Annotated in this window: 26 protein-coding genes; 12 read left to right on the top strand and 14 right to left on the bottom strand. The window is 43.4% G+C overall.

All coding sequences use genetic code 11. The features are described 5' to 3' along the window. Positions 1-13 precede the first annotated feature (13 nt). From HUU58_14105 to HUU58_14060, 10 genes are all read right to left on the bottom strand, one after another. Positions 14-1,237: a hypothetical protein gene (locus HUU58_14105; protein NUN46806.1), complete on the bottom strand. Its 1,224-nt coding sequence runs from the start codon at positions 1,235-1,237 to the stop codon at positions 14-16. A 107-nt stretch (positions 1,238-1,344) separates the two neighbouring features. Continuing rightward, positions 1,345-2,454: a glycosyltransferase gene (locus tag HUU58_14100; protein ID NUN46805.1), complete on the bottom strand. Its 1,110-nt coding sequence runs from the start codon at positions 2,452-2,454 to the stop codon at positions 1,345-1,347. A gap of 47 nt (positions 2,455-2,501) precedes the next feature. After that, a complete protein-coding gene (rffA, locus tag HUU58_14095; protein NUN46804.1) occupies positions 2,502-3,626 on the bottom strand; it encodes a dTDP-4-amino-4,6-dideoxygalactose transaminase in 1,125 nt (374 codons plus the stop codon). A 9-nt stretch (positions 3,627-3,635) separates the two neighbouring features. Beyond that, positions 3,636-4,424, bottom strand: coding sequence for a hypothetical protein (locus tag HUU58_14090; protein NUN46803.1), 789 nt, complete (start codon positions 4,422-4,424; stop codon positions 3,636-3,638). Then, positions 4,408-5,355, bottom strand: coding sequence for a glycosyltransferase family 2 protein (locus tag HUU58_14085; protein NUN46802.1), 948 nt, complete (start codon positions 5,353-5,355; stop codon positions 4,408-4,410). Before HUU58_14085 ends, HUU58_14090 begins: the two co-directional genes overlap by 17 nt. 3 nt (positions 5,356-5,358) lie before the next feature. Next, positions 5,359-6,228 (bottom strand): glucose-1-phosphate thymidylyltransferase RfbA, encoded by an 870-nt coding sequence (gene rfbA / locus HUU58_14080; protein NUN46801.1) that lies wholly within the window; start codon positions 6,226-6,228, stop codon positions 5,359-5,361. Between the two features lie 15 nt (positions 6,229-6,243). Further along, on the bottom strand, positions 6,244-7,662 hold the full coding sequence (locus tag HUU58_14075; GenBank protein ID NUN46800.1) for a hypothetical protein: 1,419 nt from the start codon (positions 7,660-7,662) through the stop codon (positions 6,244-6,246). Beyond that, positions 7,652-8,350, bottom strand: a complete 699-nt coding sequence (locus HUU58_14070; protein NUN46799.1) for a class I SAM-dependent methyltransferase — start codon at positions 8,348-8,350, stop codon at positions 7,652-7,654. Before HUU58_14070 ends, HUU58_14075 begins: the two co-directional genes overlap by 11 nt. Positions 8,351-8,364: 14 nt before the next feature. Continuing rightward, complete coding sequence (locus HUU58_14065; protein ID NUN46798.1) at positions 8,365-9,513, bottom strand: glycosyltransferase family 4 protein; 1,149 nt, start codon at positions 9,511-9,513, stop codon at positions 8,365-8,367. Beyond that, positions 9,503-10,231 carry a PASTA domain-containing protein gene (locus HUU58_14060; GenBank protein NUN46797.1) on the bottom strand — a complete coding sequence of 243 codons (729 nt, stop codon included), beginning with the start codon at positions 10,229-10,231 and terminating at the stop codon, positions 9,503-9,505. Before HUU58_14060 ends, HUU58_14065 begins: the two co-directional genes overlap by 11 nt. Positions 10,232-10,384: 153 nt before the next feature. On the opposite strand from HUU58_14060, the gene HUU58_14055 reads away from it, so the two are divergent. Genes HUU58_14055 through HUU58_14045 form a run of 3 tightly spaced genes read left to right on the top strand, consistent with a single transcriptional unit; the run spans position 10,385 to position 12,566 of the window. After that, a complete protein-coding gene (locus tag HUU58_14055) occupies positions 10,385-11,533 on the top strand; it encodes a response regulator (GenBank protein ID NUN46796.1) in 1,149 nt (382 codons plus the stop codon). After that, positions 11,530-11,883, top strand: a complete 354-nt coding sequence (locus HUU58_14050; GenBank protein ID NUN46795.1) for a hypothetical protein — start codon at positions 11,530-11,532, stop codon at positions 11,881-11,883. Before HUU58_14055 ends, HUU58_14050 begins: the two co-directional genes overlap by 4 nt. Continuing rightward, positions 11,880-12,566, top strand: a complete 687-nt coding sequence (locus tag HUU58_14045) for a ComF family protein (protein ID NUN46794.1) — start codon at positions 11,880-11,882, stop codon at positions 12,564-12,566. The genes HUU58_14050 and HUU58_14045 overlap by 4 nt, the downstream gene beginning before the upstream one ends. A gap of 161 nt (positions 12,567-12,727) precedes the next feature. Here HUU58_14045 and HUU58_14040 read toward each other — a convergent pair whose 3' ends face one another. Together HUU58_14040 and HUU58_14035 are read right to left on the bottom strand one after the other, a co-directional pair. Next, entirely contained in the window at positions 12,728-14,656 is a 1,929-nt protein-coding gene (locus tag HUU58_14040; protein ID NUN46793.1) for an ABC-F family ATP-binding cassette domain-containing protein, read from the bottom strand. Positions 14,657-14,661: 5 nt separating this feature from the next. Beyond that, on the bottom strand, positions 14,662-15,771 hold the full coding sequence (locus HUU58_14035) for a M48 family metallopeptidase (protein ID NUN46792.1): 1,110 nt from the start codon (positions 15,769-15,771) through the stop codon (positions 14,662-14,664). Between the two features lie 171 nt (positions 15,772-15,942). Between HUU58_14035 and HUU58_14030 the strand changes: the two genes are divergently transcribed. The 7 genes from HUU58_14030 (at position 15,943) to HUU58_14000 (ending at position 22,373) form a co-directional block, all read left to right on the top strand. Beyond that, positions 15,943-17,025, top strand: coding sequence for a class I SAM-dependent methyltransferase (locus HUU58_14030; GenBank protein NUN46791.1), 1,083 nt, complete (start codon positions 15,943-15,945; stop codon positions 17,023-17,025). Between the two features lie 126 nt (positions 17,026-17,151). Next, positions 17,152-17,937 carry a hypothetical protein gene (locus HUU58_14025; protein ID NUN46790.1) on the top strand — a complete coding sequence of 262 codons (786 nt, stop codon included), beginning with the start codon at positions 17,152-17,154 and terminating at the stop codon, positions 17,935-17,937. Positions 17,938-17,945: 8 nt separating this feature from the next. Further along, entirely contained in the window at positions 17,946-18,317 is a 372-nt protein-coding gene (locus tag HUU58_14020) for a sulfurtransferase (GenBank protein NUN46789.1), read from the top strand. An 80-nt stretch (positions 18,318-18,397) separates the two neighbouring features. After that, complete coding sequence (locus HUU58_14015) at positions 18,398-18,790, top strand: hypothetical protein (protein ID NUN46788.1); 393 nt, start codon at positions 18,398-18,400, stop codon at positions 18,788-18,790. 10 nt (positions 18,791-18,800) lie between these two features. After that, positions 18,801-19,382, top strand: coding sequence for a hypothetical protein (locus tag HUU58_14010; GenBank protein ID NUN46787.1), 582 nt, complete (start codon positions 18,801-18,803; stop codon positions 19,380-19,382). A gap of 8 nt (positions 19,383-19,390) precedes the next feature. Next, positions 19,391-20,482, top strand: coding sequence for a response regulator (locus tag HUU58_14005; protein ID NUN46786.1), 1,092 nt, complete (start codon positions 19,391-19,393; stop codon positions 20,480-20,482). 190 nt (positions 20,483-20,672) lie between these two features. Continuing rightward, a complete protein-coding gene (locus HUU58_14000) occupies positions 20,673-22,373 on the top strand; it encodes a sodium:solute symporter (GenBank protein NUN46785.1) in 1,701 nt (566 codons plus the stop codon). Positions 22,374-22,442: 69 nt separating this feature from the next. Here the strand turns inward: HUU58_14000 and HUU58_13995 are convergent, their stop codons facing one another. Together HUU58_13995 and HUU58_13990 are read right to left on the bottom strand one after the other, a co-directional pair. Next, a complete protein-coding gene (locus HUU58_13995; protein NUN46784.1) occupies positions 22,443-23,483 on the bottom strand; it encodes a DUF2911 domain-containing protein in 1,041 nt (346 codons plus the stop codon). Between the two features lie 14 nt (positions 23,484-23,497). Then, on the bottom strand, positions 23,498-24,322 hold the full coding sequence (locus HUU58_13990) for a DUF2911 domain-containing protein (GenBank protein ID NUN46783.1): 825 nt from the start codon (positions 24,320-24,322) through the stop codon (positions 23,498-23,500). A 124-nt stretch (positions 24,323-24,446) separates the two neighbouring features. Here HUU58_13990 and HUU58_13985 point away from each other — a divergent pair, with 124 nt between their 5' ends. Both HUU58_13985 and HUU58_13980 read left to right on the top strand, forming a co-directional pair. Beyond that, a complete protein-coding gene (locus tag HUU58_13985; protein ID NUN46782.1) occupies positions 24,447-25,142 on the top strand; it encodes an NAD(P)H-binding protein in 696 nt (231 codons plus the stop codon). Positions 25,143-25,163: 21 nt separating this feature from the next. Continuing rightward, a partial coding sequence (locus HUU58_13980; protein ID NUN46781.1) for an MBL fold metallo-hydrolase occupies positions 25,164-25,732 on the top strand: 569 nt, incomplete at its 3' end.

The raw sequence follows: 25,732 nt of genomic DNA, 5'->3' as shown, positions 1-25,732 counted from the left end.
TTTTAGGTTCAGGCTACCGACAATTTTCTCTATTTTTAACTTTATCTGTTGAGACAATTATATTAAAACCGATCAAAAACCAAAATATAAACGATATATTAAAATTATCCCAAGGTTGCGAGAACATATTTGCTACACAGCAAATGCATAAAAATAAAGCTGTGGCGAGACTTCGACTAGGTTTATTCATTGTGAGTATTTTGCGATACATCAGGTATAAAAACAATAACCACATAAATAAGCCAAGAATCCCATTTCTCAATAGCCACGCAATATATTGATTGTGAGATCCGTAGTAGCCACCTGACCCGATAAGTTGGGATACAGGATCTAGCTTTGTATAATGTTGAATCGCATCATTCCATAGCCATATTCTACCGCTACCTAGTTTAGTTACATCAATCGTTGTTTTATCTGTTATGAACTTGTTTGCTAAGTATTTAGTCTCTTTGTTAAATCGCTCCCAAATAATCGGATTTATGAACAGAAGCAACAAAGCCATTGCAGCTATCAATTTTGATTTTATAGTCGGCAAATGAAGCAATAAAATGAAACAAAAGAAAATAAGTGAAATCCATGCACCTCTGCTCATCGTGAACGTTAAGACTATATAAGCTATAGCCAAATAGACTATCATCAGATGATTATACACTCTTTTATTGAATTGGTTGAAAAAAAGAAGGTATAATGCAAAACTTGATCCGAGAAGCATGGTAATAGCCAACGTGCCCGGCCCAGACAAACCGCCGCTGATGCGCCATGTGGTATGGTATTTTAGCGATGATTCCTCATTCAGTTTAAAGAATTGATATCCAATGTCAAAAAGTCCGACAATGCAAACAGGTATTGTTCCAAGTACAAATGCTAGTAGAATTTGTTTTAAACTTAGATCACTCTTTTTTGCAGCCAAACCTGATAACAATGGTATGAAAATGCCTAACATCTTACCCGTCCACGTTACTACTTGGCCAAAACGAATAGGAGAGTGTGGGATTTCAAAAATAAGAAAATAGGAGTTTACAATGCCCCAAATAGCCGAAAGAATGTTAAACGTAATTAATATTAGCATGAGTCGACCAAGTGGGAGTTCTTTGATATGTATATCATTGCGAAATAGAAGAATAGCATTTCCAAACAATATGACCACTGCAGAAATTGCATAAAAAAAATCAGAGTCTGATTGTTGGAATACCAAATCAAGAACGAGTTTGAAGCTAAGAAAAAACAGGATAGACAAAGGAGGTTTACGAGCGCAAAGATACAAAAAAAAACTGCAAAACAAAATCAATGAAAGGTATGGCAAGAACATCTAATCGTAGAATTATGGTGTTAATAGGATGTTTTTTATTGTAGGAGGTCACTGAAAATAGTTGATGATTTTTGAATATCATGATGTTCACATCCGTATTTTATAGCCCTAGCCCGCATTAGGAGAATCTTTTCAGGTGCGTCCAGTTGAGCCCGAAGCCATACGGCGAGTGATTGAAGCGATTCTGTTTTATATCCTATTTCATGTTTCTCAATTAATCCATCCGGGTCACAATGCAATGTCAATACAGCGGTTCCGCGCATCCACGCCTGAATGTAAGTGTTTGGAAAACCTTCTCGACCAGCCAATGTTGTATTTACAAAATAAGTTGCCATAGCAAAGTAGCGATTCGATTCATCCCATGAAATTGGTCCGACATATTCTATGTTAGGCGTTTCACTTAACATTTTCATGATTTCTTTTTCATACGTTTTGTCTGGAATAGGGCCGGCCATTACAAAGCGATAAGGTGTGTCCTTAAGAAGCATTGCAAGTTCGATGAATTTTTCTGGTTGTTTGCGCTTCCCGGTATTGGCTATCCAAAATATCATGGGAGGGTTCGATTTTTCACGGGTTTCAGATGGTAGCTCATGAGCTGACCGTATGATTGTGGCATCTTTATTAAAGAAGCACTTAAATTGAAGTTTCTGAGATTCAGTTTGAGCGATAATAAGATGAGATTGTTGGATAGTTCGATGAAAGTAGTAATCTGAAAGTAAAGCTTCGAACCCGAGAATAATTTTTTTGAATAGTGGTTTTTCACTTTGATGCACTTGTCTAAAATTGAAATTTCTTACAAAATCGTTGTCTTCAGCACAATGATAAATAAGTTTTGCTTTCAATTTTTTTGTAGCTTTAATGCCAATAGGCGAAGATGTGAAGCGAGAGCGGCCACGTTGGTATATATAATCTGGTTTTATTAAACGAACGAGTTTTTGAATATCGCGGCGCCAAAAGGAAAAATGGTTTTTTTTACTAACCCAATGTATTGTCACGCCATCAAATATTTCCGAGCTTCCAATCTTACTTACATCGTATGTTTCACTAACAAAGTCTACTTTCCATCCTAACTTGGAAAGGTGAGTCGCCAATAAATAAGTTTGTATTTCAACTCCACCTACGCGCTCAGAAAAAAAGGTAGGCATGAGAAAAGTTATTTTCTGATCTTTATTCAATGAGGTTGTGTATGTTATTAGGCAATAGATTTGATGATTTTCGCAATTAGCTCAACATCTTCGCGCTCCAGATCATAGTACATGGGTAAACGAAGCAGCGTATCCGTATAACGGTCGCTAAGGGGGAGGTCACGCCCATCGTTGCGGTGTTTATAGAATGTAGAAACGTGCAGGCTTTGGTAATGAAATACCGCATGGATATTGTTTTGCTTTAGTAAATCAATCGTTGTTGCCCGTGTCGCCGTATCAGAAAAAACCAAATAAAACATATGCGCATTGTTGGTTGCGTAATCGGGTATAAAAGGTAGTTTAGCGCGATTTTGTTCTTCTAGAAACGATAGTAATGAATAATAATGATTCCACAATTTTTTTCGTTTGTTTTGAATTTCATCTAAATGTTCGAGTTGCGCGTATAAAAATGCTGCAATGATGTCCGAAGGGAGAAATGAAGAACCAATATCAACCCAGCCGTATTTATCAATTTCACCGCGAAAGAAAGCTGATCTATTGGTTCCTTTTTCGCGAATGATTTCAGCGCGCTTCATAAAGCGCTCATCATTGATAGCCAGCATACCACCTTCGCCGGCAATAACGTTTTTAGTTTCATGAAATGAAAAAGCCGCAAGATGTCCGATAGATCCTAAAGGACGTCCTTTGTAATAGGAATCAATAGCTTGTGCCGCATCTTCAATGACATAGATGTTGTGTTTTTGAGCGATTTCCATAATCGTATCCATGTCGCAAGCGACACCGGCATAATGAACAGTAACGATGGCTTTGGTGCGCGGTGTAATTAGGGATTCGACTTTGGAAACATCAATATTTGGGGTTATTCGCTCGCTGTCTGCGAAAACTAATTTTGCACCACGTAATGCAAACGCATTGGCGGTGGATACAAAAGTAAACGAAGGTAGAATAATCTCATCACCCGGTCCAGCATCAATAAGAATGGCCGCCATCTCAAGAGCATCAGTGCAAGATGTGGTGAGTAAGCATTTTTTAAATCCGTACCGTTGTTCAAAAAACGCATGGCATTTCTTGGTGAAGACACCATCACCTGAAATTTTCCCAGATTCTACGGATTGACGGATATATTCAAGTTCTTTGCCTGTGAGAAAAGGTTTGTTAAATGGAATAAACATATTGTTAATTCACTTTGCAATAGGAGTAAATTTGGCTTTATCCGGAAGCAGAAAATTCATGAATTTTATTTCTTCTGGGTTTAAAGTTTTTGTGTATTCCCGTGTTTCAATACAGAAATAGGATCTGCCGTCGTCCCGTATTTCACTGCGAGTTTTTACAATCTTAATCATATCTTTACTTATACCGGATTCGTTCAATAATTCCATCATTCTTTGATATTTCTGTTCGATATCAATATGTTGGAAAGGGGTACCCGCCTTTTCTGTAATATCTTTGGCGGGGCTACCTGCATACATCCGATTGGGTTCCATATCTCTTGTTACCACAGAACCCACCAAAGCCATTGATTTATCATGCGCTGTAATGGGGGAAACGATACAGTGACCTACGAACCATACATCTTTTCCAATTCGCAATGGACTTTCGGATTTGAAGCGAGAACCTTCCAAAGTATCACCGTATTTAATATGGCTCCAAAGTTGTGAATGGGCGCCAATCCCGCAATTATCGCCTATGGTCGTGCCACCGATACTATCGATGATAGAATATTGTCCGATCCAAGCATTATGTCCGATCTGACAAGGCATATACCCGTGCACGTTAGTACCATGATGAATTTTCGAATAATCTCCTAATCTGAAATCGTCACAAATAATTTGGACATTGGCGCCGATGTATACATTATCACCTATAATGATTCGCTTAGCTTTACCCTTTACACCGCGCATAACGACACTTTCATGAATAATTGTGTTTTTTCCGATTTCTACGATTTCTGCATCAATGTTGCGTATCATGTATTTCACCAATCGAGTATTGAGGTTTGGAAAGCTGTAATGAGTAAATTCTAGCTAAATATTCGCCGATAATTCCAAGTACCAATAAGGTTATACCACCCATAAAAAAAACAGCTACAATTATAGCCGTAAATCCAATGGGTACGCTTAAAATTAACTTCCTATAGATAAATATCAACCCGATTACAAAACTCATGAACGATAAAGTCAAGCCGGTGTAAGTAGCAAACCGAAGAGGAATAGTTGTGTAATTAAAAAATAAATTAAAACCCAATCTTGCTAATTTATGAAAATTATAGCCGGATACGCCCTCTGTCCGATTAAGATGCGTAACTAGTACGTATTCAACTTTTTTTGTATACCAAAAAATAAGCCCGTCAAGAAAAACAAAGCTTTGTTTATGATGAATTATTTGTTCAATGATATTTCTACGTATTAGACGAAAGGAGGTAATGCTGTTTGTATTCCCAAAGCTTTGTTTGAAAAAGAATTGAATCGTGTTGCTTCCAATGTTTCGACCGACGGAATGTTTTTTGTGTTCATAAATTCCGTAAACTACATCGGCGTTGGTCGCATTGGCCTTAATTATCAGAGTTTCAATTTCTTCCGGGGGGATTTGCAAATCATCATCAATAGTAATGATGTATTTGCCGCGTGTCCAATGTAATCCGCATAGAATGGCGTTATGTTGGCCGAAATTTTTACTCAGACGGATGACGCAAACTTTATTTGAATTTTGTTTTTTCAAGGACAACAAAGTTTCCCAACTATTATCGGAGCCGCAATCTTCAACAAATATAACCTCAAATGATTTTTCTAACTTACTAAAAACAGTTTCAATTCGCCGGTAAAGTTCAGCTAATGTAGAACTGCTATTGTAAACCGGTACAACCACGGAATAATCATGTGCGGAATCGGGTTTGGACTGCATGGGTTATCGGGTTTCGTTAATGATTCGATCAAGGTAGGAGCGGTAATCACATTTGGGTAAGTTTTGGATAACTTGTTTTAGTTGGCTGGTTGTACATATTTCGGCCCTCCATGCCGCCTCTTCAATACATCCGATCATCATGCCTTGCCGCTGTTCAACGGCGCCGATAAAATTATTGGCTTCCAATAACGCTTGGGGAGTTCCTGTATCAAGCCACGCTACACCGCGTCCGATTTTTTGAACCATGAGTCGTCCCATCTCAAGATAAACACGATTGAGATCAGTGATTTCAAGTTCTCCACGTGCTGAGGGTTTAAGGGACTTTGCGATTTGTACTACTTGATCATCATAAACATATAAACCTGGTATAGCATAATGCGATTTGGGCTTTTGGGGCTTTTCTTCAAGAGAAATAACTCGATTTTGAGTATCAAACTCTACGACGCCATATCTCTCCGGATCCTGAACAATATACCCAAAAATGGTGGCTCCAGTTTGAGTGTTTTTTATAGCGCTTTTGAAGAAATCTAAATAACCGTAAAATAAATTATCTCCCAAAACCAAAGATACTGGATCGTTGTTGATGAAACTCTCGCCGATGATAAATGCCTGTGCCAAACCCTCGGGCTTCGGTTGTTCGGCATATTGCAGATTAAGTCCTATATGCTTTCCATCACCAAGTAATTTTTTAAACATAGGTGCATCATCGGGGGTCGTGATAATGAGAATATCTTTTATGCCGCCCAAAATCAGTGTCGATAGAGGGTAATAGATCATTGGCTTATTGTACACATACATCAGTTGTTTACTATAAACCTTGCTAATCGGATAGAGACGGCTGCCAGCGCCGCCTGCGAGGATTATGCCTTTCATAATTTAACAATCGTATTAGTTATAGTGTTCATTGAAAATATCCGAATTATTATTGACAGAGCGACGCACTTTTTTATACAAAAAAATAGTCATAAGAATCGAAAACATAAATATAAAAGCGTGAATAGGTAATGCTCTTCTAGGTTCATTACCGATAAGTGGCAGAATGCAGAAAAAATAAGAGAAAGGCATTAGAATGATGTATGTCTTTCGAAGGAAAAACAATATACCAGGTAATGCCAAATAACCGAAAACGAATGGAATTAACGATGCGATCAAGAGAAAATAATTTTCGCCTTTCATGTAGATGGTATGCGGGCGTAGATGCATTCTTCCATTATCCATTTCAATAAACCATAACGATTCAATCCATGAAGTTCGAAAATTAATAAACAATGAGCGTAATTTATCATGTATTGACAATCTCATAGATGAGTTTGTTGAATAAAGTGTTTTAACGGTTCCAGTAAATGAATTTTCAAATTTTTGATACTCCGACGTATTGTACCATATATGTTGAACTCGGTTTAATGAATCTTGAGTGATTTGACTCATTTGCGTTTGTTTGTTTAAATAGCTGATATAAGAAGAATATTCATGAGTTAAGCTTGTTCCAAAGGATTTAAAAACTCGAATATCAGGATAAAACGAGTAGGTGCGAATCAGCCATGGTGATGCAATCGCCATCATAATAAAAAACGAAAGCATACTATGTCTAAAAGCGAGAAACCATGCGCGGTATCGTATTAGTATAAATAATGCGGCGAACGGGAAAATCCACAGTGTGATTTGCAAACATAAATTGGATAAACTCCAAAAAAGAGAAAACAAAATATTCCATTTCAGATTCAAGGATATCAGTAAGCGCGCGAAGCAATAGGTCATGGACAAAACAAAAAAACTTTGTAAAGTTTCACGCATCAGCATGGAGGCATATATAGCAAAAGGTAAATATAGTGAGAAAAGAAAAGCTATAATGAAACTTACCCGGCTGCTTAAAACCAATAATAAAGTTAAATAAAAAATAACACATGCTCCTGCGCCAATGAAACTCTGAACAATTCTTGCGAGCATGATTTCGCCATGAAGCTTCAAATTCGGATCTTCATGGGACAGGTATGAAATACTTCCGAACCAACTGTAAAACTTATAAACGGCAGATAAAAAAATTGGATAGGCAGGTTCCCGAAAAAAGTAAGGCTCATAAGGTTCAGTGGTCGCTCTTGAATAGCCGTTACCATGTACTATGTTGACCGCTATATTATGATAATCGACACCATCGCTTTGCGTATAATTTTCAAAAAAATTATTTATCAATACCAATCTGACCAATATAGCAACAGCAAAAATACAGAGAGATGCTGATTTTGTGTTTTGAGAACAATTTTTAATAAAAGTCATTGATGATATAATGCCGAAATTTTTAATGATCACGTTTCTCCATTAAAAAATATATTTTTCTCACCAACAAACCGTGCAAAAATCTTGGCCAACGAAATGTCTTCGTATAGCCGATAAGCTTCAGAATTTTACCTAGGCCGAACGTGGAGGCGTAGTGATTATGCGTAACAATGGTAAATCCGCTTTCGCGAAGAGTGGATTCCAGTGAATACACTGTATAATAGCGCCAGTGGTAGCCTTCGCCGTCTATAGGCTTACCGAAAAGCACAGAAAGACGACGCCATAGGAAGTACGGATTGGGCGTGCTTAAGACGAGAAATCCGCCGGGTTTTAAAATGCGATGTGTTTCTTTGAGTAATAATTCGGCTTGGGTAACGTGTTCGATGACTTCCAGCATAACGGCGCCGTCGTACGAATCGGTTTTTTGATTCGCCATACCGCTGTTGGCGTCAATGACATATCCTTCAAATCCAATGGATTTTGCAAATTCGACATTCGCCGGATTGATATCGGTAAAAACGACCTCAAAACCGTAGTCTTTAAGTAGTCTGCTAAATTCACCGCGACCACCGCCAAACTCAATGACACGACCTTTAGCTAGTCCTGTAGCTTTCACCAGATCCATACCATATCGATACTGTGGTCGTTTGAAATTTTCAGAGCGCAATTCATTTTCTAATTCGACAACCCGTTGATGTTTTTGTTCGCTAATACTAGACATAAAGTTTTCTTTAATTATAAAGTTTTCTCAATTTGATTGACGATGGAAACCACTGAATAGTTTTCTTCTGCATATTGGCGGCACGCATTACTTTGGCGGTGCCATACCGCAAATTCAAAAATAAACCGGAGTATCGTTTCTTTTAAGTGTACCAATCCCGGATTGACGTAGCCTAAGTCATTTTTCATGATCACGGCATCCGGATCGGTATGCAGACTCAATGTAACAGTTCCGGCAAGCCAAGCTTGGACAAAGGCGTTCGGTAATCCTTCATAACCGATTTCGGTCGTATTGACCAATATGTGCGATGACGCGATAAGTACGCTGCTTTGTTCAAACGGAACGGCGCCAAGATAGCGAATGTTGTTCATCTTTGCAATGCGCTCTTGCATTTTATGACCTGTTTCATCGTGCACAATCTGCCCGGCAATCCAAAATTCGATGGGCTCATTTTTACACATATCAGCCAGATCTAAAAACAAATCAACGCGTTTGACCGGTTTGATGCTGCTGATCCATAGTACTTTTATAGGCAAGGCACGTTGAACGGATGGAGGCAAGGGATGGCCGGATTTGATGATCGTCGAGGAACGGGCATAAGTAACAAGTAGACGTTGTTGTTGATAGGCTGTTTGTACGATCATCTGGTCAGTGCGGCGCATACCAAAGTTACAGATCGTATCGTTGATCAGTGCTTCGATTTGCAATACCCAACGACGAATAAAATTACCCTTTTGACGATTTTTTTGGGACGCATATTTTTTACGCTCAACACCCGTTTCGCCGGCACTTGCCCAGAGTGTGCGTTTACCATACATCAGGCCGTACAAAGCCATAAGGCCGGTCAATATGTCGCGCCCACGTTGATACAGCACGTCCGGATTGATACGAATTAACGCCATCCATACAGACGGTAAACTGAGCATGGGTAAATAGCGACGTGCTTTTATCCAATGGACATGTAATCCTTCATGCATCATGTAGCCATGCATGCCGGACTTATTATAGGCTACGTAGTGTACTTCCCAATTACGATTTGAAAGCTCTTTACCTATGATATAAGTTTGAACCATGGGTCCGGTAATGGTTGCCGCCGGATCGGCAATAAATCCATCGGTTACGAAACAAAATTTTCGGAGATTTTTTGGGAATTTATAGTTCACTATCGGTCGAACTCACGGTAAGATCAATGATTGTCAGTGGGGTCACGACGAGTGACGAATCCAACGATTGGCCGACAACCGTATCAGGTATCAAATCGGGCAAAAATTTACGTTCGATTTTTCCGAGTCGCAGACCGGAATCGGATATCCGAGCTGTGGCATCTTTGAGGCTGAGGTTGATCAAAAAAGGTACCTTGGATTCGGTTATATTATTTCCAAGGCTTATTGTAAGATCGACAGATTGCCCCAGGCGAACGACGGTGTTGGGTTCAATCGATTGTTTGAGTATAACGCCCTGAGGAAATTCATTGGACGAAGCCGAATCAAGTACGCCAATGGCAAGACCGATAGATTGTAAATTAAAAACAGCATCACGATATGTGGATAAAGTCAGCGAAGGCATGATGACCGTTTGATTGTCATCCGCGATAACCAAATGAATCTGACGACCTGCTTTTACCAACGCTTGCGCTTCCGGGCTTTGTTGTATCACCGTGTTAGGGGCTACCGAGATATCATAACGGCGCTTTAGTACCACCGAAAATCCTAATTCACTAAGTTTTTTTTGTGCCATTTCCGAAGATAGCCCTGTGACGGCCGGTACGGCGATATCTTTGCCCAAATCCACGTACATGGGCATCAGCCATTTATCCAGTAAAAGAACAAAAAAAAGAACGATGACGCAAAAATAAAATGCTGAATAAAATAATCGGCGCATAGGGTGGTATATCAAACAAAAAAACTGGTGTATGAAAAAAACAAATACGTGCGCGCAATATAAACGGAATACGACATAGGCGCAAGACGATTTGGGCTTTCGTAAATTTATTTGATTATCGTGTACGAACTTAGTACACTTGTGTCCGGTCTCATGAAAAAACAACATCACCAAATATTAGTCGTTGACGATGAGGAATTAAACGTTCGGTTCCTAAGTCAATTTCTCATTCGTAAAGGCTTTGCTGCGATTACAGCGCATTCCGGCGAAGAGGCGTTGGCTCTTGTTGCGTCAGAATCTCCGGATCTTGTTTTACTCGATGCCATGATGCCGCAAATGGACGGATTTGAAGTCTGCCGTCGCTTGCGGGCCAATCCGGAAACGGCATTACTGCCGGTGGTCATGGTTACGGCCTTGCAGCGCCCGGAGGATGAAGCGCACGCATTGGATGCCGGCGCTGATGATTTTTTGCCCAAACCGATCAACTATACCGAACTCATGTCGCGCATTCGTTCCCTGATGCGTATCAAAGACTTGCATGACGAACTGCGTACCAATCAAGATGCACTTGAAGAAAAACACGACCAGCTTCTGCAACTACAGCACTTGCGCGAATCGCTCACGCAAATGCTCGTTCATGATCTCAAAAACCCGCTAACCGGGATCATGGGATGTACCGAATTGCTCACGATGCTGAGCGAGAACATGACCGAAAAACAAGTTTCTATTCTCAAAAAACTGGAAGATAATACCGGTACGTTACTCAAAATGGTGACGGAACTTTTGGATGTGAGCCGGATGGAGGAGAATAAACTGGTGATTCGCCCGGAAGCCGTGTCTGTGAAAGAAGTGTTTATGCACAATATCGGCGAACTGGAATATATGATCGAAAAATACCAGTTGGTTATGGATATGCACTTGCGTGACGATAACGTGATGGTGTGGGCGGATCGCGATTTACTGATGCGCATCATTGCTAACCTCCTTTTTAATGCCATCAAACACAGTCAGAAAGGCGGGAAACTGACCCTGACGTGCGAATGGCAAGCGGCAGAACATCGCATGTATTTTGCGGTGGCGGATACCGGCGAAGGGATTCCTGCCGAATATCTTGAGAAGATTTTTGAAAAATTTTCACAAGTTGATCTCAAGCAACGCGGGCTCAAGTCGGATCGCGGCTTAGGATTGACATTTTGCAAACTCGCCGTTGAAGCGCACGGCGGTAAAATATGGGCCGAAAGCGAATTAGGTAAAGGCAGCACTTTTAAGTTTTTCATTCCTTCATCCATGCCATCCGCATGATTTTGCTCTTCGTCGAAGACATACTTTTTTTGTCCAAAATAAAAACGCAAGCCCGTGCGCTGGGCATTCAAATGGTCGTTGCGGATAAGGCGAATGAAAATGTCCACGATTTATTTTTGAAGCAGAGCTATAGTAAAATTTTTATAGATCTCAATATCCAAAAAAGAGACCCGTTTGCTTTGATCCGTTTACTCAAAGCGGATCCGGTGTCTATGTCTATTCCTATCATTGCTTTTTTTTCGCATGTACAAACTGAATTAGCACAAAAGGCGTCCGAAGCCGGTTGCGATACGGTGATGCCGCGTTCCCAATTTTCTGCACGCCTTAACGATTTACTCGCGGGTGTATGATGTTAGCCTCGTTGCGTATTAGCTTATATTGGCTGGCCGATTTTTTTTATCCTTCAACTTGCCTGGCTTGCCGAGTACGTTTGGGTCCTGCCGACAAACATATTTGCGCGTCGTGCTGGAACGCTCTCAAAACGGTCGGCGAAAGTGATTATGAAGGAATACTCCGATGCGACGCGATCGATGCGATCCATGCGGGATATTATTATGATGAGGTATTACAGAAATCTATCCATGCTTTGAAATACGAGCGTGCGTTGTCGCTGATTCCAAAGTTTGCTGACCGATTGGCGCCGATAGTGCATACTAACCCGATGTTAAAAACAGCTACACGGATTACCGCTATACCTTTGAATCCCATTCGTAAACGTGAACGCGGATACAATCAGGCCGAATTACTAGCCCGTGCCGTGGGGCAATTGGCCGGTTTATCGTATGTAGAAACTTTGCAGCGCGTTCGGCACACCGAGTCACAAACGAAAATGAATACGGCGGAAGATCGTATCAAAAATGTGGATGGGGTTTTTATAGCGAAGGCTGATGCGAGCGTACAAGATCAATCCGTGATCCTCGTGGATGATATTATTACGACAGGATCCACGGCAAATGCCTGTGCTGCGGCTTTAAAAAAAGCCGGTGCTTCAAAAGTATTTGTTCTTACCGTAGGCCGTCCCACCTTGGGTTAATACCCGTTTTATCCCGATGGCAACTTTTCTTGTATGATTACGTATTGGAAGAGTACTGTACGGTCAAACGTATGGTTTTCCTCTCCTCCTCATAGTAAAGCCCCGATAATACCATGTATTACGGGGCTTTGACTTTTAAAAAATTTTCAGATCGAAAACAATCACAGCTCGGCAGCGAGGGCATTCCACTCTTCATACAGCGCCGTGATACGTGCATGCAAAGCATTGTATTCGGATTGGACCGTTTTTTGACGATCCGGGTTTTTATATAGCAGCGGATCGGCTAACTGAGCTTCGATTTCGATTTTTTGGGTTTCGGCTTTTTGAATATCGCTTTCGATTTGGCCCAATTGTTTTTCGCGTTTACGTTTGGCTTGTTGGTCGGCTTTGACCGGTTCTTTTTTAACCTCGCGTTCAGGCTTTGAAACAATCGGTTTTACTTTTACTTCAGCGATAGATTCGCGCGCAGCGGCTTCGGCGTGCTCTTTGACTTTGCGTTCGTGATATTCAGCAAATGTTCCGGGGTAAATTTTAGCATGCCCTTCGCGCACCTCTATGACCTTTGTGACAAGGCTTTCCAAAAAATAGCGATCGTGGGAGACGATGAGCAATGTGCCTTCATAATCAGTGAGCGCACCCTGCAGAATTTCTTTGGATTGTGCGTCAATGTGATTGGTCGGTTCATCCAAAATGATAAAATTTGCCGGATTGAGAAGCATTTTGGCAAAGGCGAGACGCGAGCGTTCTCCACCGCTGAGCACTTTGACTTTTTTATTGATATCATCGCCAGAAAAAAGAAAGGCGCCTAAGATGGTACGCAGTAGTAGGGGCGGTTGATTCGTTGCCGCCGAAGCGATTTCTTCATACACACTGCGCGTCATGTCCAGTTTATCGGACTGCTGCTGTGCAAAATATTCCATCGTAACATTGTAACCGTGCTTGATCGTACCCGTATCCGGCGTTTCATCGCCCGCGATGATACGCAACAGCGTTGATTTACCGGCGCCGTTAGGACCGACAAGGGCTACTTTTTCGCCGCGCTCAAGAGCAAATTCGATACCTTTGAGAATCGGTCGTCCGTCGTACGATTTTTGTATTCCAGCGATCTCAAGCGCGACCCGTCCGCTTTTGATCGGTTGAGGGAACCGAAACTGGATGGCCCGTTTTTCTTCCTCAGGCAATTGAATGCGGTCCATGCGTTCCAGCATCTTGACGCGACTCTGCGCTTGGCGGGCTTTGGTCGCCTTATAACGGAAGCGATCAATAAAAAGCTGAACACGCTTTATTTCATCCTGCTGGCGTTCGTACGCCGCGAGAAGTTGTTCTTCAGCCAATGCTTTCTGTTCTTCATAGTCGTCGTAAGAACCTACATAATCGGTCAACGTTTGGCGTTCGAGTTCGACGATACGGTTGCAAACATTATCTATAAAATAACGATCATGCGACACCATAAAAATGGCGCCTTCATAATTTTTGATGTATTCCTCCAGCCATTCGATGGAGTCAATGTCCAAATGGTTTGTCGGTTCGTCAAGCAATAATACATCGGGGTTTTGCAAAAGAAGCTTAGCTAAGGCGATACGCATTTGCCAACCGCCGCTAAAAAGTTCGCACAGTTTATCAAATTCGCTTTCTTTAAAACCGAGACCGTTCAGAATTTTGGCGGCTTTAGATTCGGCGGAGGCCGCGCCCATATCATCTAAGCGCTGATGCAGATGTCCGTATTCGTCCAATGCTCTGGCATAGGCCGGCGCTTCGTGATCCAGAGTGTGCAAAGCATGTTCCAATTCATCGAGTCTTTGTTTGATACGAACGATTTCATCAAATGCCGATACGACTTCTTCGAGAAGCGGCTTACCGTGGGCATGCAATCCGTCCTGGGGCAAATATCCGACGCGCAAATGTTTGGGTTGGGCGATGGCGCCGCTTGTTGCCGATTGCTGACGCGCGATGATTTTGAGAAGTGTGGATTTTCCGGCCCCGTTGGGACCGATCAAGGCCACGCGGTCGCGATCATTGATCTTCCATGTGAGGTTAGAAAATAACGTGCGTCCGCCAAATTCGACCGTAAGATTGACAAGCTGTAACATAGATGCTATTCCAATATCATCGTTTCCGCGGAGGCAATGCGTTTGCCGATCGCGGGATGTGAATAAAAATACCATTCCACCAGCGGATGCGGATTCTCATCCGCAAGATTGGTATCCGACAAACGCTGCATGGCTGAAATAAAAGCCGCACGGTTTTTGGTTTCACGCAGTGCATACGCGTCCGCTTCGCGTTCATGCCGACGACTGAGAATATGGCCGGCCGGTGTAGTGATAACGTTGTATAGACTCAGCAGGATAGCAATGAGAGGCAATGCGCCCAATTCCGCGCGATCCGTATATTCAAAAATAGGAAATAAATTATCATATACGAAGGCTGTCAAACAAAGTCCGCCGAATGTAGAAAGGATGCCCCAGATCATGCCTTTGGTAATGTGGCGGTGCGCGTAGTGACCGGCTTCGTGAGCGAAAACAACTTCGATTTCATCGTCAGAAAATTGTTCTAACAGCGTATCGCCCAGCAAAATACGTTTGGATTTCCCGATACCGGCAAAAGCCGCGTTGGCTTTTTTGGTGGTTTTACTAAGATTAAATTCGAATACCCCCTGGACTTGCAAACCGGCTTTTAAGCACAAGCGGGTGATGCGCTCGACGAGCGCTGTTTTTTCGACCGGTTTAAACGTATAGAACAAGGGAAAAATCAACGTCGGGGCAATGCGCGCTAACAAAACGGAGAATAAAAACAATACGCCGGCCAAAGGCAGCCACCACCAAAATCCAAAGTTGCGGAGCGTGTAAAAAAAGATCAAAAGTAAAGGGACGCCGATCACGATACCCAGCGTCAAGCCTTTTACATTTTCAACACACCATTGTTTGAATGACTGATTGGATAAACGGTATCGGTGCTCTAAAATATATCCGTTATAAAAACTCAAAGGAAAAGTGACGATGCTTTGCAATAAACCCAGAGTAAATAGATACAGCAGAAATTGTATATAGGGTTGCTCCGTTTGCGACATCACCCATCGGGCCAACGTATCTGACAAACCGGAAAAAAAAACCGCGATCAATACACAAAAACTCAATACACCGGATAGTATGCCGAGCCACAGTTTTTGGCGATTGTAGGATTTTCGATCGTCCATTGTCGCATGCATATAGTTGTTTATTCCTTTCATGCGCGCGCAATTTATCAAAAACAGCCATACTTACAAATATAATTTGCATTCATAATTCATATCGACGCAGTGAAATACATTCTTGCGAATCACGCCATTTTCTGCGACATTAATTATCATAGACGATTTTAAAAAAGGAATATCTGTATTATGCGATTTGTTTTTCCGGGATTGCCGGTTAAAAATAACACCGACCTATTGACGCAACTCAACCGCGGCGCGGAAGTGGTAGCCGAGCGACTGAAAACGATGGATTGGTCTGCCGTGCCCGTATCGGACTACAATAAAAGGTATTTAAAAAAATATACTGCAAAATTGACGCCGACGTTTCAGAAATATGTGTATATACTTGCACTCGCATTGGAGAAACAGGATGACATTGCGCGTTGTACTTTGGTTGATTTCGGCGGGGGATGCGGTTTGCTTTCGTGCATAGCCAAAGCAGCCGGTGTGGGGCGCGTCGTGTATAATGATATTTTTGAAACATCCGTACAAGACGTACGAAAACTTTCGGAGCTTTGGCAAATCCCTATCAATGATTTCGTATGCGGCGATCTGGATGCGATTCATCAGTTTCTTGAACGCGAAAAAATAAATTGCGATGCGTTTGTGTCATGCGATGTGTTGGAACACATTTATCGGCATGAACTATTTTTTAAACAAGCCGCGGTGTTGCCTTCTAAAGCGATGTCATTGGTCATGTCAACGCATGCCAATCCGCTCAATCCGGCTATTCGCCGTTCACTGCAAGCCAGTCAACGTCGTGTCGAACTCGAGGATCGTAAAGCCGAATGGGGTCACAAAGATCGGGATGATTTACGTTCCTATCGTCGCATCAGAGCCGAAATGATCGGCGCTGAAAATTCGGATTTGAAGAAAGAAACGATATATGAATTAGCGGAGCGCACACGCGGTATGAAAGCGGAGGACATTCGCGCAACGGTGGAAATTTTTAAAACGGAAGGTCGTATGCCACCTAAACCGGACCATCCTACCAATACGTGCGATCCGGGCAACGGAAACTGGGCGGACCGGCTTTTGGAACCGCAGGTATACGCTCATGCCTTGAAAGAAGCGGGATTTGAAACGACGGTTTATTCCGGCTTTTATGGTCATCCGCACCCGACGGTGCGTCGCGCGATAGCGCGATTATTAGACACCGGCATTCGTTGGCTGGGGCATCATCAGGGCGTGCGACTCGCATCCTATTTTATCGTCAAAGGTGTTAAATAAACGACACTTGCGGTTTTTTTATATTTATACGATATTCGCTATACTTATCTGTAATGATTTTATTACTATCATAAACATAAAGCTTATCAAAACTATTCGAAATAAGTTCGCGTAACGGGAGTGTGCATGGCGACGGAACCGACTTTTGATTTGTATCTTTTTTCTACGCATGAAGAAACTGTAAAATCAGCGCTGCAAGCCGGCGTGAAAGGTATCGGTATTAATTGGGAGCATATTGGTAAAAGCTCTACGGATGGTACCGTCACACATGATAGCATTGACGATTTAGCTAAAATAAGAGCTATCACCTCGGCGCCGATCCTCTGCATCATCAACCGCTTTAGCCCCGGAACGGAACGTGAGATCGAAGATGCGATCAAAGGCGGTGCAACGGAGATTTTACTACCCATGGTAACCGAAAGCAGTCAAATCGAAAAAACACTGCAGTGGGCTAACGGGCGCGCGGGTGTGGGTATCGTTATCGAAACGCAAGCCGCTTTGCGCAGTGCACGGCAGTTGGCGCGTTATCCGCTGAGCCGCGTATTTATTGGTCTTAAAGATTTGGCGGAAGAGAGTCGTCGTACCGGAAAAAATACGCATATCTACGAACCGATCGTGGACGGCACAATCGAACGGGTACGTAGCGGTTTCAAAATGCCGGTTGGTTTCGGTGAACTTACATTACCCGAATGCGGCACTCCGATTCCCAGTCGTCTTTTGATGAGCGAGATGGCGCGTTTGCAATGTTCGTACGGCGTTCTCAAACAGGCTTTTCTACAGGATATTAAAGATAAATCTATGGCCGACGAAGTGCCGCGCATTATTCGCGCGATACAGGATACCTTTGCGTATTCACAAACCGTCTTTGGGCTCAATCGTCGCGCATTGACCAGTATGTTATCTCAAAAATAAGAGGTCGTATGAACCACAGCCCGGGCTTTCTAAAAGTTGTAAATGATTCCAAAACACGGGTGCAAGAAGTTTCGGTACAACAGTGTCTTGACGATGTTCAAAAAAATCCCGCGATAGCATTGATCGATGTGCGTGAAGAAAGCGAATATGCGGCGGGCCACGTTTCCGGTGCGGAACATATCGGGCGCGGTGTTATCGAAAGAGATATCGAAACCAAACACCCGGACCACGATCAAGTATTGTACCTCTATTGCGGCGGCGGTTTTCGTTCTGCGCTTGCGGCGGATAATCTGCAAAAAATGGGTTATTCGCGCGTCTATTCCGTAGCCGGCGGGTGGCGAGCATTTTTAGATATCCAGGCACCGGTCGAAAAACCATAAATTAAGTTGCAGTTGCATTTTTGATCGGACGTTGCGTATTATCAAATAAGGTTCTCCTAAGACATAAGAAATCGGAAAATATGGCTGAACAGAATTACGTCAACCACAAGCAATACCGTCCTTTGTATCACGGGCTTACGTTTGTCTTGATACTGGTGATCGGTGCGCTTTCAATTCACAAATTCGTATCCGCATATCGAGAGAACTCAGATTGGATGCCGGCATTACTTTTTGTTTTGATATGGATTGTGTTGGTATTTATTTTTTTCTATGCGCGTATTTTTGCACTTCGAGCACAGGATCGTGCGATTCGCGCCGAGGAAAATTTTCGTCATTTTATTTTGACCGGAAAACGGTTTAGCTCGGATAGTGAATTTCCGGAACTTGCGCGTAAGGCGGCAGAAGAAAATATGGACTCGGACACAATAAAAAAATCCATACAAAACTGGCGCGCAGATCATTTGCGAGCTTGAGGAATATATTATGAAAAATATGGTTTATCTTTTATTTGTAATGGTCTTATGTGTTACAGATATCCGGGCGCAGTTGCCGGAAGGCTGGTATATGGCCAAAGATCCGCAATCCTTGGATCCGGCTTGTCCGAAAGATTACGCCATCGGTATTGATAAGGGTACCAAATATAATGGCAAAGTAAGCGCTTTCATCGAGTCCCGAAATGCCCAGCCGGAAGGCGCGGCGATCTTATTACAAGAAGCTTCTCCCGCGGATTACAAGGGTAAACGCATACGCATTTCGGCTTTTGTCAATGCGGATAATATTCAAAATTGGAGTGGTCTTTTCGTTAGTTTGGATGCACGCGGTTACAAAGGCTTCAATGATTTTATGTACGATCGTCCGATCAAAGGTACGATCGAATGGAAAAAACAGGAAGTCGTCATACAAGTACCCGTGGATGCCGAACGCATTTTTTACGGTGTATGGCTGGAAGGTAAAGGAAAAATTTGGGTCGATGATTTTGTGATCGAAATCGTCGGTGAAGAAACACCGATTACGGCAGGACGACGAATACTGAAGCGTCCTCGTAATCTCAATTTGGAGGAATAAACCGCCGTATGAGTACGGAGGGCAAACTTAAAAAATTAGACTTAATGCACTGGTACACGGAGCGTCGCCACAGGGTTTTGCTGGTGGACGACGAGATGCGTATTGCGCAAGAAGTGCAGGACATGCTGATCAATGACGGCATCGAAGTGCAGATAGCACCCAACGGTAAAGCCGCTCTTGAAATGCTACCCAAATTTCAGCCGGATGTTGTATTGACGGAAACGGTGATTCGTTATGTCAACGGGTTTGAGCTCTGTCGTCAAATCAAAGAAAATAAAGCCACGCAAAATATACCTGTGATCATCGTAACCGGACTTTCGCGACCCGCCGACAAGATACGCGGTATCGAAGCCGGCGCCAACGATTTCGTGACGAAACCTTTTGATGCGATGGAGCTTAAGACGCGCGTTCGTTCGGCCATACGTATGAAAGAGTTGAATGCGAATCTCGAAGATTTTGATGAAGTGATCCTCGCGTTTTCACGGGCTGTGGAAGCGCGCGATCCGTATACGCGTGGTCACTCCGAAAGAGTCGGAAAATATTCGATCAAGCTGGGCGTCGCGCTCGGTGTACCCAAAGGGTTTCAAGATATTTTGTACAAAGGCGCAATACTGCATGACATCGGTAAAATCGGCGTACGCGATTCGGTACTGCTCAAAAAAGGCAAGTTGACCGAAGAAGAGTATGATGAAATTAAAAAGCATCCCGATATCGGCGTGAAAATCTGCGGTCCTCTGAAGTCCAGTCAGCCGCTGATTAATATCATAGCTTATCATCATGAGCGCATGGACGGCAAAGGTTATCCGTACAAAATCGGAGGGAAAGACATTCCCATCGAAGCGCGTATCGTTGCTATTGCCGATACTTTTGACGCGTTGACCAGTGCGCGCCCGTACCGCGAACCATTAACATCTATCCAGGCTTGCCATTTGCTTGAGGAGGGGATAGGTAAACATTTTGATGAAGAGCTGCTCCCGGAATTTATTGATATTGCGCTGCGCGGCGAATTGCAGGAAGTGATGCAGGATCCTGTACAGGCATCACCGCCGGTTCAAAATCTGACGGATGATTTTGTAAAAGAGCTCGACTTTTTGATGTGACACGAAACCATCTTTCTTAATATTCGTACCACTATCCAAGTTTTATCCACATTATAAATTCGGGTTGTATGTCTGACGAAGAACAAAATGTACCGTCGCCGTTTGAGTCATGGCGCGGTTGGTACGGATTGACTGTAACGATGTTGGCCGTTTACATTTTCATCTTCTATATCATACGGATTGCCTACCAATGACCGCCCTGGATTGGACGGTACTCGCCGTTTCTCTTATTTTTATTATTGCGTACGGTATCTATAAAAGCCGCGGTGTGGCTACAATGGATTCGTATGTCCTTTCCAATCGCGACATGCGGTGGTGGACGGTTGCGATTTCGATCATGGCGACACAAGCGAGTGCGATCACTTTTATTTCGACGCCGGGACAGGGTTATGCCGACGGTATGCGTTTCGTACAATTTTATTTTGGCCTCCCGCTTGCGATGGTGTTGCTTTGTATCACGGCCGTGCCTTTTTATCGGCACTTACAAGTATATACTGCATATGAATTTCTCGAAAAACAATTTGACCTCAAAACGAGGACACTGGCTTCATTTCTTTTTTTGATTCAGCGCGGACTTGGTGCAGGTCTTACGATATATGCGCCGTCGCTCATTTTGTCATTACTTTTGGGTTGGAATCTGGTATTGACGAACCTGCTGATCGGCGGACTGGTGATCATTTATACGACGACAGGCGGTGCACGTGCGGTGAACTGGACGCAATTTCATCAAATGATGATTATTTTAACCGGCATGGCGGCGGCCTTTGTGACGGTAATAGCACTTTTGCCGGATGGCATTTCAGTCAATGATGCATTGCATCTTGCCGGCAGTCAGGGTAAAATGAATACGGTAGATTTTACCTGGGACTGGGATAATCGTTATACGTTGTGGTCGGGGCTCATCGGCGGTTTTTTTCTACAGTTAAGTTATTTCGGAACAGATCAATCACAGGTCGGCCGTTACCTTACCGGTCAGTCTATTGCACAGACGCGTCTCGGACTTTTGACCAATGGTCTTTTGAAAATACCCATGCAGTTTTTGATTCTTTTACTCGGTGTTATGGTTTTTGCATTTTACCAATTTACTATGCCGCCTGTTTTTTTCAATCGTTTGGAAACCGAACGTATATATCAAAGCTCGTATGCCGCCGATTATGTCCGATTGGAAAACGATCACGCGGGATTATTTAAACGGCAACAAGAGATTCTGCATGTATGGAATGCCGCAAAAGAATCCGGTGATGAAATGCGTATGGAACAGCAAGAGGCGAATTTGCGCGATATCAACAAACAGATGGCCGCAGTGAAAGAAAAGGCTAAGGACCTGATCAAAGCCCACGATCCTTCGGCGAATACCAACGATACTAATTATATTTTCCTCACGTTTGTGCTGGATTATCTTCCGGTCGGATTGGTAGGGCTTATCATCGCGGCTATTTTTGCGGCATCCATGTCTTCCACGTCGGCAGAACTCAACGCATTGGCTTCGACTACAGTGGTGGATATTTACCGGCGGATGTTTCGCTCAGATGCTTCGGATGCGCATTACGTACGCGTTAGCAAATGGGCTACTGTATTTTGGGGTGCATTCGCTGTTGGATTTGCCGAATTGGCGGGTCAGTTAGGTTCTCTGATTGAAGCCGTCAATATTCTGGGATCCTTATTTTATGGCACGATCCTGGGAATATTTTTATTGGCGTTTTACTGGAAAAAAGTGGGCGGCACATCGGCTTTTACGGCGGCGATCATAGCCGAAGTTATTGTCTTTTTATGTTACTTTTTTACACCCATTTCTTTTTTGTGGTACAATGTGATCGGATGTGCTTTGGTGGTGGGTTTGGCCTGGGTGATTTATTTTTTCAGACAAAAAACAACGTTGTTCCAAGGATAGTAACCTTTTTGTTTTACCATGGTTTTTAATAACTACCCTTGAAACAACTTTGATATGATTTACCTGCGATCAGCGACCGCTTAACTTTTTGATAGTTTCAGATAACCGCTGCTTATTCCGTCCGTCTTTTACCAGCGATAACGCCTTACGATAGTTTTCGATCGCGGCTTTTTTATCGTTCATGCGTTCGTATAACTCCCCCAGGCTGTCAAAAACATTCCATGATGTCGGATGCTCTTTGGCGTTTTTCTGAAAAATCGCCAAGGCCTCTTTGAAGTTATTTTCGCCCATGAGGCTATAGCCCAGATTGTTGAGATCAACCTCCGTGGCGAGATACATGGCACGCGCATTGAGCGAATCGGCTTCCTTGTTTTTTCCCATTGCTGCCAGCAGGCGCGATTTTGCATTCAGATTGGCAAATGATTCCTGCAGCTCAATCGAGTGATCAATCCAACGAAGCGCCTCATCGTAATTTATTTTATTACGTACGCAATAGTTGACGGCCTGAACATAAGGTTCAGGGAAAAAACCGGACACGTTGGTTAATTCGTCTCTGAAACCGGCCAGGACGGTGGCATGCAGATCAACCCGGATCGGAATCGGTATTCGGATTTTTTCCCATTTGAGCGCGAGGGTTACACGGTCCGATTCGATTCCGTCGAAAGTATAAAGCAGGCGTTCCTGAAATGCCGAGTTTTCCGGTTCGACATTAAACCGAATAACGTCGTGGTTCTCATTGTAAAAAAAACTGCCCCATGCCTTGTGATCACGGTTCAGTATGATCGTCCACTTGTCGCGCATCGGGATCATATGAAGGCCGTAAGTGCCGGGAGGTATTTCTCTATCGCCGATGATTACGGGGGTCGAAAACGAAACGGTCGTATTTTCATTGGCTCCGGCGCGCCAGACTTCGCCATAAGGCACGAGATCGCCCCAGATGATTCGTTCATGCACCGCCGGCCGGTAGTAGGTTACACGTATTTCGGTCATACCGACGGTTTGTTCGACTACGGCACGCGGACTGGCATCGGGCGTTTTGAGGCGCTGCTGGGCGTGTGCCGTGATGATCCCCGCGATAGCGATGAACACGTAAAAAACTATTTTTTTCATGAAAACTCCGGAAATTATTTTTTCTTTTTCCACTCGTTGAGTACTTCTTCCATGCGCTTGATATCAAAGGGCGGAGAGGGCATTTTTTTAGAAAGCTCCATGGCACGTTCCATGACTTTGATAGCGTCGGCACGTTTTCCGGTTTTATCTACAAACTGGGCTTTGGTGCGGAGATTATAATAATTTTCATTCATACCGATGGACAAATCAATCCACTTCATGCCTTCTTCGAGGTTGATATTATTATCAAGACAATACGCTGCGGCCTGCATAAGTCCGCTCCAATTCATGGCGGCGCGTGCTTTGGTAAATGTCAGATTCGGTGTGTCGGTTTCTATTTTAAACGCGACTTTCAATTTTTCCCATTGCATGGTAAGCAGGGTGCTATTGTCGTTGACATCTTCAAATGAATATCGAAGACGTTCGGTCATTTCTGCGGAAGTGGGTTTGGCTTTGATGCGCACGGCATCGTTTTCGGGTTTATAGTTAAATGATCCCCAAAGTTTGGCGTCCTTGGTCAAAATTACGGTCCACTCATTGGCCTCAGGTATCATCTGAATGCCATACAAACCGGCGGGGATTTTTTGACCTTCGATTGTGACATCGTCAGAAAAACTGATGGTGGTGCTTTCGTTGGCTCCGGCGCGCCACACCTGGCCGTAAGGCACCAGTTCACCCCAAATCGTACGACCCTTTACACCCGGACGATGATAGCTTACGGTCATTTCCGTAACACCGACGGTTTGCGATACGGTTGCGCGGGGGCTTGGCCGCGGCGTCGAAATTTGTTGAGCATTTAAGGAGAGTGCGGTCGCTAAAAATAATATCCAGGTTTTCATTTTACGTTCCTCTTCATCTAAAAAAATTATTTTGGACAATGTAGTTGAAATGATGTTATTTTTCTACTGTTTTTAGTCAAAAAATAGTTTAAACTAAACAACGGTTTATCATCCTTTTAGCACTATGCAAAATAAACGTTCCGCATTGATCGTAGGTGCTTCCGGCCTTATCGGACAGCATTTGCTCAATGCGCTTTTAGAAGATCGGGACTATGATCGCGTCATTGTTTTGGTGCGTAAGCCTATTGCTTTTACGCACGCAAAATTGACGCAACATGTCGTGGAATTTGATAAGTTGACCAATGCCGCGCATTGGATCAAAGCGCATGATGTGTTTTGTACGCTCGGTACGACGATGCGCACGGCCGGTTCAAAACAGGCTTTTTACAAAGTGGATTTTACATATCCCTTCGAATGTGCACGTATAGCGAAAGAGAACGGCGTTAATAATTTTTTGGTCGTTACGGCTATCGGTGCAAAGCCATCGTCCGGTGTTTTTTATAGTCGGGTCAAAGGCGAACTGGAGAACGCGTTGGAAACTTTGCGCTTTCGTTCGCTATCAATTTTCAGGCCTTCCTTTTTGGTCGGCGAAAGATCCGAGCGACGCATCGGAGAAGCGTTAGGAATTGTTGTATTTCGAGCGCTTGGCTTTTTATTGGTCGGCCGATGGAAAAAATATCGCGCAATACGCGCCCAGGCGGTCGCAGAGGCGATGATCGAAATGGCTAAACATGAGCGTGCCGGTAAAACGATATACGAATCGGATGTCATACAGACTATTTTTGATGTATTGATTGAACGGCGACGCCGGACGGTATAATTAAATTATTACGGAAGTATCATGGATATACAATTTTGCGGGGCAGCCCGCAGTGTGACCGGTTCGCAGCATCTGATCCGTATCAACGGTCAAAAACTGTTATTGGATTGCGGCTTATTCCAGGGGCGGCGTCAGGAAGCTTTTGAACGGAATCGTACGTTCCCGTTTGACCCGGCTTCCGTTGATGCGATGATTCTCTCGCATGCGCATATTGATCACAGCGGCAATATTCCCAACCTCGTCAAACAAGGTTTTAAAGGTACGATTTATTGTTCGGAGCCGACGGTGGATTTATGTTCGGTGATGCTTCAGGATTCGGCTTTTATACAAATGCGCGATGCGGAGCATGTCAACTATAAGCGTGAAAAAAAGGACGAGCCTCCGATTGAGCCGATATACGACATCGAAGATGCGCAGCAGGCGATGCGTCATTTTTTAGGGATTGGTTATGGTCAGGCGTTTGAGCCGCTGCCGGGCGTGCGTGCTACGCTGTATAACGCAGGGCACATGTTTGGTTCGGCGATGATCCTGCTGGAGATCACTCACAACGGGCGTAAGGTTCGGTTTGGTTTTACCGGTGACTTAGGTCG

This window comes from bacterium (assembly GCA_013360215.1).
Taxonomy (GTDB): domain Bacteria; phylum CLD3; class CLD3; order SB21; family SB21; genus JABWCP01.
This window is presented reverse-complemented; position numbering and strand designations above follow the sequence as displayed.